The sequence below is a fragment of the Herpetosiphon sp. genome (assembly GCF_003512625.1).
Taxonomy (GTDB): Bacteria; Chloroflexota; Chloroflexia; order Chloroflexales; family Herpetosiphonaceae; genus Herpetosiphon; species Herpetosiphon aurantiacus.
The window spans coordinates 16,485-27,179 of sequence record NZ_DOPT01000028.1 but is presented as its reverse complement, the minus strand read 5'-3'; the positions used below and the strand labels follow the sequence as shown (position 1 = coordinate 27,179).

The window sequence follows — 10,695 nt, the reverse complement described above, 5'->3', positions numbered from 1 at the left end:
ACAGGGTTCGCCAGCACTATCATGCTTTTTCGCCCGGCGTATACAGTTGATACGAGGCTTTGAAATTTCCACTTTCCGAGCCAGTGGTTAAGTCCACATAGATCGTTCCTTGTTGGTTGCCAGCAATAGGGCTGGTTAAGTTAAAAGCGCCAGTTGCAAATGCCCCAACTGGAAAGAGATGTGATACGCGGCGGAATGTAAAACTCGTGCCCCAAGTTCGGGTTCCACAGTTGAAAACCTGCCACTCTTTACGCAATTGGCGGTTTTTGCCCACAACTGTGCCATCAGGGTAATTCACATCGTAGAGAAATTGAAGACATAGCTTCGCAGCGTCGGCCGGCGTGCTAGGTCGGGTTACAACACTACCAACCATAGTCATAAGGCCAAGCAGGCCAAGCAGAATTCCCCGTTTGATAATTCGCATGATTATTCAATCCTTCCGCTATTACGAGATTGTAACGTTACTCTAGGGGAAGATAGATCTAATGGCGAGAGGGGGATTCAAGCGGAAATCAGGGGGATTCAAGCAGGGAACGCTCACAATAGCGGTAAATAGCGCTTAGATGACCCAATTTAACTCTTCGTTTTAGCAAGTAACAATAATCAGCCAAATTGCATACTATAGTGCTGGAATAAAAATCTCCAAGGCACAACTATTTGACATGAGCAATCGTGGGCGTTATACTTCCGCCTGATAAAAACTGTTTTTTCAGAAAAAATAGTTTTTACCATTGTGATAAATACTTGCTAAAGCTTGCTCAATGATCGAGCAAGTTGGCTAAGGAGTACTTCGTGAAACTTGTGCGTTCTTTGATGCTGTTGCTCTGTCTGAGCATTGTGATTGCAGCCTGTGGTGGGGAAGCAACTCCAACGGCTGTAACAGCACCAACCACCGCTGCAGCAACCCCAACGACCGCTAGCGCAGCCGAAGCTACTGCTACCGTCGAAGTGACTGCTATTGCTGAGGTTTCGCCAACCGTGCCAACCACCACCACCACTGAGCCAGCTGGCGGCAGTTTGGTTGTATATTCAGGGCGTTCAGAAAGCTTAGTTGCTCCCTTGTTGGAGCTTTTTACCCAAGAAACTGGGATTGCCGTCGAAGTACGCTATGGCGATACTGCCGAGATGGCCGCGCAAATTCTTGAAGAAGGCGATAATAGCCCAGCCGATGTCTTCTTCGGCCAAGATGCTGGTGCATTAGGCGCATTGAGCGATCGCTTTGTGCAACTTGATCGGTCATTGTTGAACTTGGTTGATCCACGTTTTGTTTCAAGCGAAGGCACATGGGTTGGTGCTTCGGGTCGCGCTCGGGTTTTGGTTTATAACACCGATGTCTTGACCAGCACCGATTTGCCAGCTTCGATTCTTGATTTGACCAAACCAGAGTGGAAAGGTCGGGTCGCTTGGGCTCCAACCAATGGTTCATTGCAAGCCTTTGTCACCGCATTGCGGGTAAGCCAAGGTGAAGATATGGCCAAACAATGGCTCGAAGGCATGATCGCCAACGACGTTAAAGTCTATGAATCGAACTCAGCGATTGTCAAAGCCGTTGCGAGTGGCGAAGTTGATACCGGCTTGGTCAATCACTACTACTTGTTTGCCTTGAAAAAAGAGCAACCAGATGCCAAGGCTGCTAACCACTACTTCGGCAATGGCGATATTGGCTCGTTGGTGAATGTTGCTGGCGTGGGTGTGCTCAAAACTGCCAAGAATCCTGAAGCCGCTCAAACCTTTGCTAATTATTTGTTGAGCGACGGTGCCCAACTCTATTTCGCCGATAAAACCAATGAATATCCCTTGGTAGCTGGAATTATTACCAACCCAGCAATCAAGCCATTGGGCGAAATTATTACCCCAAACATCGATTTGAGCAATTTGAAAGATTTGCAAGGAACCTTAGAATTGTTGCAAGATGTTGGGGCGATCCAATAAGCACGTCATTGCAAGCTTGGCTTGCTAGATTGAGCTATGGTTTTTAAACATTTGCGCTTTCGATCTGGCCGTTGGTCAGCACTGTTCTTAACGATCAGTGCTGGCCTGATTGCGTTAATCATGGTTTTGCCAGTTGGTTATTTGCTGTTGCGTACCAGCGAGGCCGGCTCGACAGCATGGGCTCAATTACAACGCCCTAGCACCTTGCGCGTGTTCACTGGCTCGGCGCTACTGGCGATCACGGTGACCGCTGGCTCGCTCTTGATCGGGCTGCCCTTAGCTTGGCTGACCACTCGCACCAATTTACCAGGAGCGCGAATTTGGCTAACATTAATTATGCTACCAATGGCGATTCCTTCCTACATCGGGGCATGGGCGATTATCGCGGTGCTCGGGCCACGTGGCTTAGTGCAGCAATGGCTCGAACCGTTGGGAGTTGAGCGCTTGCCCGAAGTGTATGGCTTTTGGGGCGCTGCCGGAGCACTGATTCTATTTGGCTATCCCTACATTGTATTAAATGTGCGGGTTGCCTTGCGCAAACTCGACCCCGCGCTAGAAGAAGCTGCCCGATCACTTGGTCAACGCTCAAGCCACATTTTTTGGCGGATCACGCTGCCACAGTTGCGGCCAGCCTTGGCGGCAGGCAGTTTATTGGTGATCCTATATGCCTTGAGCGATTTCGGGGCAGTTTCGTTATTGCGCTACAATTCGTTTACACGAGCGATTTATCTGCAATATCGCGCCTCATTTGATCGAACTGGGGCGGCGGTGTTATCGTTGTTGCTAGTTGGTTTGGCCTGTGGTTTATTGACCGCCGAAGCCTTGAGTCGTGGCCGTGCCCGTTATTATCGCTCGTCGGCGGGAGTTAGCCGCCAACCCAAATTAGTCGGATTAGGGATTTGGCGCTGGCCTGCCTTAATCTTCTGCGCAATTGTGGTGCTGTTTGCGGTTGTTTTGCCAATTGTGGCAATTGTGGCGTGGCTAATTATCGGCTTGCGTGCAGGCCAAACTTGGAATTTACAACTAACAGATTTAGCCAATTCGCTGCTGGCTGCTAGTTTAGCGGCCTTGGTCACGATTGTTTTGGCCTTTCCAGTGGTTTTCTTGGCCGTGCGCTATCCCAGCCGTCTGACCAGTTTGATCGAGCGGGCAACCTATGTTGGCTATGCGCTGCCTGGAATTGTGGTGGCGCTAGCCTTGGTTTTTTGGGGTGCGAATTATCTGCCTTGGGCCTACCAAACCTTGGGTTTGTTGATTTTGGCCTATGCTGTGCGCTTTTTGCCGCAAGCGATTGGCAGCCTACGCACCAGTTTGTTACAAATTAATCCGCGCTTGGAAGAAGCTGGGCGTTCGCTGGGCCAGCCAGCTTGGCGGGTGGTGCTGAGTGTCACCTTACCATTATTACGGCCAGGGATTATTTCTGGTGCGGCCTTGGTATTTCTATCAACCTTGAAAGAATTACCAGCAACCTTACTTTTGGGGCCAACTGGCTTTCATACCTTGGCCACCGATATTTGGAACAACACCGCCGAATTACGGTTTTCCCAGACCGCCTTACCAGCGTTATTGTTGATGGTCGCAGCAGGTGCTTCGTTGGCCTTGCTGCTGGCCAATGAACGCAAAACGTGAGATCACAGCCATGCAAACAGCCAATTTAGCCATTAACTGTCGGGGCGTTAGCAAAACCTTCAATGCAACTACCGTTCTAGATCAGGTTGATTTTCAGTTGCCCCAAGGCAGTTTGGGGGCGTTGCTTGGGCCTTCGGGCTGTGGCAAAACTACCTTACTCCGCTTGATTGCTGGTTTTGAAACGCTTGATCAAGGCCAGATTTGGCTTGGCCAGCGCGAAATCGCCAATAGCCATCGCCAAGTTCCGCCTGAGCAACGCCAGATTGGCATGGTGTTTCAAGAGTATGCCTTGTTTCCCCATTTGACAGTCGGCCAAAATATTGGCTATGGCTTGAGTCGTCAAACTCATAAACAACAACGGATTGACGAATTACTGGAACTCGTTGGATTGAGTGGTTTAGCCCAGCGCATGCCCCATGAGCTTTCGGGTGGTCAACAACAGCGGGTCGCTCTCGCCCGCGCCTTAGCACCCAAACCTCAATTATTACTACTCGATGAGCCTTTTTCCAACCTCGATGCAGGCTTGCGCGACCAAGTACGCACGGCCACCAAACAGATTTTGCGCCAAGTTGGGGCGACGGCCCTGTTTGTAACTCATGATCAAGAAGAAGCCTTGAGCTTAGCCGATCAAGTAACCGTGATGCTTGGGGGCAAGGTTTTGCAAAGCGCCACCCCGCATGAACTTTATTTGCGCCCAACCAGCCGAGCCGTGGCCGAATTTGTGGGCGAGGCCAACTTTTTGCCTGGGGTTGCGCGAGAAAATCGAGTTGAGTGCGCTTTAGGCCAATTGCTCTTAACCAAACCAATGCATGGCCCAGTGACCCTGATGATTCGGCCTGAAGCGCTGAATCTAGTGCCCGACCCAAGCGGTCATGGTCAGATCATGGGTCAACGCTTTTATGGCCACGATCAACTGATCGATCTGCAAATAGGCAATTTAACGATTGCGGCGCGAACTGGCCCAAGGCTCGATCTTGCGCCTAAAATGCAAGTCGGCGTGAGTGTCCAAGGCCCAGTTGTGGCATTTCAAGCAGAATAAGCTCAGCAAAGCGCTCAGCAACAGGCTCACCATCCTGTCGCTGAGCGCTTGATTGCAGTTAACTAGCCTTGTTTGGCGGCAAAATGGGCCATAAAGCTGGCGAGGGCTTCAACCCCTTCGATGCTCATGGCATTGTAGATCGAGGCCCGCACCCCGCCAACCGAACGGTGACCTGGCAAGCCGATCATGCCTTGGGCTTTGGCTTCGGCCAAGAATTGCTTTTCAAGCTCTTGGGTGGGTAGATTAAAGGTTACATTCATTTGGGAGCGGCTATCAGCCACGGCATGACCACGATAGAAACCACCCGAATTATCGATCGCATTATAGACAACATTGGCTTTACGGGTGTTGTATTCAGCCATGCCCGCCAAACCACCTTGCTCTTGAATCCAAGCTAAAACGAGGTTCAGCATATAGACCCCAAAAGTTGGTGGGGTGTTATAGAGCGAGTTGTTTTTAGCGTGCGTGCTATAGCGCAACATAGTGGGCACGTTTTTCGCGCCTTTATCCAGCCAATCTTCGCGAATCAGCACCACAGTTACGCCAGAAGGCCCAAGATTTTTCTGTGCGCCAGCATAGACTAAACCAAACTTGCTAGCATCGAAAGGCCGCGAAAAAATATCGCTGCTCATATCGGCGACAATTGGCACGCCGTTGGTTTCCGGGGTGCTCTGCCATTGGGTGCCATAAATCGTGTTATTGGTGGTTAAGTGCACATACACTGGATTTTCGCTGAATTGCAGTTCAGTTTGGCTGGGGATACGGTTGTGATTTTCGGCTTCAGTAGTAGCCGCAATATGCACCTTGCCGATTTTTTGGGCTTCATCACGGGCTTTTTCGGCCCATGTGCCCGTGATGATGTAATCAGCAACCTGATCCGCTCCCAAGAAATTCATGGGAATCATGGCAAATTGGGTGCTGGCTCCGCCTTGTAGCAACAAAACCCGATAGCCGCTTTCGATGCCCAGCAAAGCCTTAAAACGAGCTTCGACTTCGTTATTAACCGCTTCGAATTCTTTAGCGCGATGGCTGGTTTCCATCACCGAAATGCCAGTGCCCGCAAAATCGCGAAGTTCTTCTTGGGCTTGGCTCAAAACACTGGGTGGCAAAATCGCAGGACCGGCATTGAAGTTGTAGACCGTCATTTGTACACTCCTCGGCGCAAACAAAAAAAGCCCCTATCCAAACGTATTCAACGTTGAACACGAGGTGGTCGTTTAGCTCAGGCAGCATTGCCAGCAGTTTGTGATACAAGGCACATTGTAGGGAATGCTGGCATAAAAGTCAAAGCCTGATTAATTGGCATAGTAGCCCGAATAGCGAGCACAAAGTAGGATTACCACAAGCATGCTGCTGCTATATAATGAATACAGAGAGAGGCTTGATTTATCGACCATAGGAAACGCAGCATGACAAGTTTACGCCAAACCTTGCACCAAACCGCGATCAATATCAAGGTAGAACACACGGTTTTTGCCCTACCCTTCGCCTATTTGGGTCTGTTTTTAGCCAATAAACAATTCCCTGGTTGGCAACCGCTGATCTTAGTGACTTTAGCGATGGTGGCGGCACGCACCGCCGCGATGTCCTTTAATCGCTATCTCGATCGCCATTTTGATGCGCGTAATCCGCGCACCAGCATTCGGCCAATTCCTGCTGGGACACTTTCAGCCACATCAGTCTTGATCGTTGGTTTAGTTTCGTTGGCGGTTTTAGTGATTTCGGCTGGGTTGCTCAACCCATTGTGTTTGCTACTCTCGCCAATTGCGTTAATTGCCCTGACAGGTTATTCCTACATGAAGCGCTTTACGTGGTTGTGCCACTTTGGTTTAGGCTTTACTGATGCCATTGCGCCTGCTGGCGGTTGGCTGGCCGTTGATCCCAATTTTCGGCTTTCGATGATTTTATTAGCAGCAGCAGTCGGCATTTGGATTGCCGGCTTTGATTTAATTTACGCCTGCCAAGATGTTGACTTTGATCGCAAGGAAGGTTTACACTCATTGCCTGCTCGTTTTAGCATTGCCACCTCGCTGCGTGTCGCCAAAATTTGCCATATTGCGATGATTGGTTTGTTGCTGGCGGTGGGAGTTTCGTTAAGCCTAAGTTGGCCGTTTTACGTTGGGGTTGCGGCGGCAGCAGGCTTGTTGGTCTACGAACACAGCTTAATCAACCCCCGCGATCTTTCCAAAATTGATATTGCCTTTTTCAATGTGAATAGCTATATCGCTGGCGTGCTCTTTCTTTTTACGCTCACTAGTTTGTATGTTGGCAACTAGGCTCGAATTGGCTAGGGCGATAATCGTACCTAGCCAACCTCTAAGCTTGAATTGTATAATTGGGCTGTTCTCGGTGTTTTGTGCGAAGGAGATCAATCAATGACTGATGCCAATCAACCGCTGCACGACGAACCCTTACCCGAATTTGATTTGCCTGACCCCAAAGATGCGATGCCGCATGAAGATACGCTCAGCGAGGAAGGCACGCGCGGGGTCGTGCCTGTTGACCAGTTTTTGTATGTCGGTCAGGGTCTGAAAGCCGATGAATTTACCCATTACGTCGATACCTATAACTTTGGGGCTGTGCCACCTAACTTTGTGGTGTTGCACCATACCGCTGTACCAAGTACTGCCGCTGCTCCTTACCCCTCAGGCTGGCGCTGGGATAACCAAGAAACTGGTTTGAGCGAAGGCCAAATTTACCGCAAACGCCTCAAACAGCTCGAAACCCTGCGCGAATACTATCGCACCAGCGCTGGCTGGGATCGTGGCCCACACTTATTTATCGATGAAACCTGGATTTGGTTGTTCACGCCGATGTACGATCAAGGGATTCACGCCGCTCAAGGTAATGGCTATCGCGATAGTAAAGGTACATTGCAATATTCAATCGGCATCGAAGTATGTGGCTATTTTGAAAAAACCCAGTGGTCGGCTCCCGTTGCAGCCCTGGTTGGCCATGCGGTGGCAGTGCTCAAACGCAAATTAAACAGCTTTGAGATTCGCTATCAGAAATTTGGTGGTGGCATTTCATCGCACCGCGATTACAATAAACCTTCATGTCCAGGCGCAGCGATCACCGAATCCTATTACATCAGTACAATTCAAAATGCCTTTGATCGTTTGAGTAATGTTCAAAGCACGCCAATTGCTGATAATCCAATTACTACCAATACCCCATTGTTGAGCGCAACGCCCTCAGGCAGCCGCGAAAAGGCAATCGCCTTTATTCGTAAGAGCCTGCCCGATAATTCCGAATATAAGAACGATATTGAAACGATTATGGGGTATTACTGGGTCTATGCCCCCAGCGTTGGGCTTGATCCCTTCCTCGCTGCATCGCAATGTATTTTTGAAACCGCTGGCTTGACTTCAGGCTGGGCTGCGCGGCCAAAACGTAATCCGGCTGGTTTGGGCGTGCGCCAAGAGGGCGGCCTTTCGTTCAGCACCTGGGATGGCGCAGTCCAAGCGCATATTGGGCAATTATTGGCCTTGGCCTTGCGTGATGATGAGGCTAATCAAGCCCAAAAAACCATGATGGCTGCCAATCCACGCCATGGCAACATTCCAGCCAATCTGCGTGGGGTTGCCAAAACGTTGGCTGGCTTGAGCAATAATTGGACTGACGATGCCGATTATGCCAACAAGTTTGCGACTCGCGCCGAGGCAATTCGCAAGGGCTAGCTTTCAGGCGTAGGATATAACGCCCATCACCCCGACATCACTCGACGGCGGCGGGCATCACTCCTAGAGCGGTTCCCCCTCGCCCGCACGCGAGGCGAGGGGGTGAGGGCATGCTGATTAGAGAAACTTGGCGGTAATGCTGCGTTGGCAAGTTTTCAAGGCCATGGGTGGCCCTTCAAAAATAATCTCGCCACCAGCGCTACCGCCCTCAGGCCCAATGTCGATAATCCAATCGGCCTGACGAATAATATCCAAGTGATGTTCGATCAGAATCACGGTATTCTTGAGATCAACCAAACGATCAATGATCCCCATCAGCAGCCCAATATCCGAGCGATGCAAACCCGTGGTTGGCTCGTCCATCACATAAACGCTGGCCTTTTTGTGGAGTTCGGTCGCCAATTTGAGCCGTTGACCCTCACCACCCGATATCGTGCTGAGTGGTTGACCAAGTTTCAAATAGCTCAAGCCAACATCATTCATAGCCTGGAGCACAGGCTTGATCTTCTTTTCGTTAAAGAAATCGAGTGCTTCCTCGGCAGTCATATCCAACACATCGCTGATCGATTTGCCGCGCAGCCGATATTCCAGCACTTCGGCTTTGAAACGCTTGCCTTCGCAAATTTCACAGGTCGAGGAAATTCCTTCCATAAAGGCTAAATCGGTGTAGACTAAGCCCAAACCATTACAATTATCGCAACTGCCAGTTGAGTTGAAGCTGAATAACGAAGCGCTCACGCCATTGGCCTTAGCAAAGGTCTGGCGAATATCATCCATAATTCCGGTATAGGTGGCCGGAGCCGAACGGCTATTAGCCGTTACCCGTGATTGATCGATCACAATCGCATTGGGGTGTTGGCTCAAAAAGACTTCATTAATTAAGGTGCTTTTGCCTGATCCGGCCACACCTGTCACCACGGTCAGCACGCCCGTTGGAATATTGACATTGACGTTTTTAAGGTTATGCAGGTTGGCATTAACAATCGGCAAGTAGCCAGTTGGCTGACGCGAATGCTGTTTGGTTGGCACTACTTGTTGCAAATAGCTGCCAGTTAAGGTATTTGAACGTTTGAGATCGGCATAGCTGCCTTCAAACACAACCTCGCCGCCGTGCACGCCCGCGCGTGGCCCAATATCGACAATATGGTCGGCAATTGCAATCACATCGGGATCATGCTCAACCACTAGCACCGTATTGCCCTTATCGCGCAACTGTTGCAATAAATTATTCAGCCGCGCCACATCACGCGCATGCAAGCCCACACTTGGCTCATCGAGAATATAGAGCATTTCAGTTAAGCTATTGCCAAGATGCCGAATCATTTTGACGCGCTGAGATTCGCCCCCAGAGAGCGTCGAGGTTTCGCGGCTCAAGCTCAAATAGCCCAAGCCAATATCGACCAACTGTTGCATGCGCTCCAACAACTTGGCCGCCACCCGATCACCAATCGGATCAGTAACATCAGCCAAAAAGCTAATCAAATCAGTCGCTTCAAAATCGGCTAATTCGGCAATGTTACGCCCAGCAATCCGACAATTGAGCGCGGCTTGAGTCAAACGCCCACCATGGCAAACTGGGCAGATTTGTGAAGAGGTAAATTGCTCAAACACGGCCCGATTGCGATCCGACATGGCTGCTGCATCTTTTTTGAGGTACATACGCTCGAAACGTTCCAGCAAACCTTCATATTTCGAGCTAAATTCGCCCCACGAAACCTTAAGATCAGCGCCATACAAAAATGCTTGCAATTCCTGTTCGTTATAATCCTGAATCGGCTTATCGTTATCGAACAAACCAGACAGCGGATACATCTTCCACATCCATTTGCCAACCTTGAATTCGGGGTGCAAAATCGCACCTTCATTCAGCGATTTGCTGCGGTCAAGCAATTTATCCATATCAAGCTGAACCGTTTTGCCAATGCCTTCACATTCGGGGCACATACCCTGCGGCGTGTTGAACGAAAAAGCATAGCCAGGCCCAACGTAGGGCTGACCAATCCGCGAGAACAACAAGCGCAGCAACACCGCAATATCTGTGTAGGTTCCGACGGTTGAGCGCGAACCACCGCCAACCCGCTTTTGATCGATGATAATCGGCGAGTTGAGATGCTCGATCCGCTCGACATCAGGCTGGCCATAGTGCGGCAAAAAGCCTTGCACAAAAAAGGTAAAGGTTTCATTGAGTTGGCGTTGAGCCTCAGCGGCAATCGTATCAAACACCAACGACGATTTGCCCGAACCAGAGACTCCGGTAAAGACTGTCACCCGCTGTTTTGGAATATTCAAGGAAATATTTTTGAGGTTGTTTTCGCGTGCGCCATACACCTCAATAAACGCTCGATCCTGCATCATCAGACTCCTTGATAACTACAAATCTCTGGTCGCTTTGAGTTCATGCCCTCACCCCAACCC

General features: G+C 50.0%; 8 protein-coding genes. 5 read left to right on the top strand and 3 right to left on the bottom strand.

Annotated features, from left to right (window positions below):
• Positions 1 to 19: 19 nt before the first annotated feature.
• On the bottom strand, positions 20 to 424 hold the full coding sequence (locus tag DEF47_RS06610) for an NBR1-Ig-like domain-containing protein (protein ID WP_012189272.1): 405 nt from the start codon (positions 422 to 424) through the stop codon (positions 20 to 22).
• 368 nt (positions 425 to 792) lie between these two features.
• Here DEF47_RS06610 and DEF47_RS06605 point away from each other — a divergent pair, with 368 nt between their 5' ends.
• From DEF47_RS06605 to DEF47_RS06595, 3 genes are read left to right on the top strand one after another with little or no spacing between them, the layout of a single operon-like run.
• Positions 793 to 1,932 (top strand): iron ABC transporter substrate-binding protein, encoded by a 1,140-nt coding sequence (locus DEF47_RS06605; protein ID WP_012189271.1) that lies wholly within the window; start codon positions 793 to 795, stop codon positions 1,930 to 1,932.
• Between the two features lie 36 nt (positions 1,933 to 1,968).
• The gene (locus DEF47_RS06600; protein WP_012189270.1) at positions 1,969 to 3,561 is read left to right on the top strand and encodes an ABC transporter permease; all 1,593 of its coding nucleotides are present in this window, start codon (positions 1,969 to 1,971) and stop codon (positions 3,559 to 3,561) included.
• Positions 3,562 to 3,571: 10 nt separating this feature from the next.
• Positions 3,572 to 4,600: an ABC transporter ATP-binding protein gene (locus DEF47_RS06595; RefSeq protein WP_012189269.1), complete on the top strand. Its 1,029-nt coding sequence runs from the start codon at positions 3,572 to 3,574 to the stop codon at positions 4,598 to 4,600.
• Between the two features lie 62 nt (positions 4,601 to 4,662).
• Here the strand turns inward: DEF47_RS06595 and serC are convergent, their stop codons facing one another.
• The gene (gene serC, locus DEF47_RS06590) at positions 4,663 to 5,745 is read right to left on the bottom strand and encodes a 3-phosphoserine/phosphohydroxythreonine transaminase (RefSeq protein WP_012189268.1); all 1,083 of its coding nucleotides are present in this window, start codon (positions 5,743 to 5,745) and stop codon (positions 4,663 to 4,665) included.
• A 264-nt stretch (positions 5,746 to 6,009) separates the two neighbouring features.
• Here serC and DEF47_RS06585 point away from each other — a divergent pair, with 264 nt between their 5' ends.
• Both DEF47_RS06585 and DEF47_RS06580 read left to right on the top strand, forming a co-directional pair.
• Positions 6,010 to 6,876, top strand: a complete 867-nt coding sequence (locus DEF47_RS06585) for a 4-hydroxybenzoate octaprenyltransferase (protein ID WP_012189267.1) — start codon at positions 6,010 to 6,012, stop codon at positions 6,874 to 6,876.
• A 99-nt stretch (positions 6,877 to 6,975) separates the two neighbouring features.
• A complete protein-coding gene (locus DEF47_RS06580) occupies positions 6,976 to 8,280 on the top strand; it encodes a peptidoglycan recognition protein family protein (protein ID WP_012189266.1) in 1,305 nt (434 codons plus the stop codon).
• A gap of 117 nt (positions 8,281 to 8,397) precedes the next feature.
• Here DEF47_RS06580 and DEF47_RS06575 read toward each other — a convergent pair whose 3' ends face one another.
• Positions 8,398 to 10,635 carry an ATP-binding cassette domain-containing protein gene (locus tag DEF47_RS06575; RefSeq protein ID WP_012189265.1) on the bottom strand — a complete coding sequence of 746 codons (2,238 nt, stop codon included), beginning with the start codon at positions 10,633 to 10,635 and terminating at the stop codon, positions 8,398 to 8,400.
• Between the last annotated feature and the right edge of the window lie 60 nt (positions 10,636 to 10,695).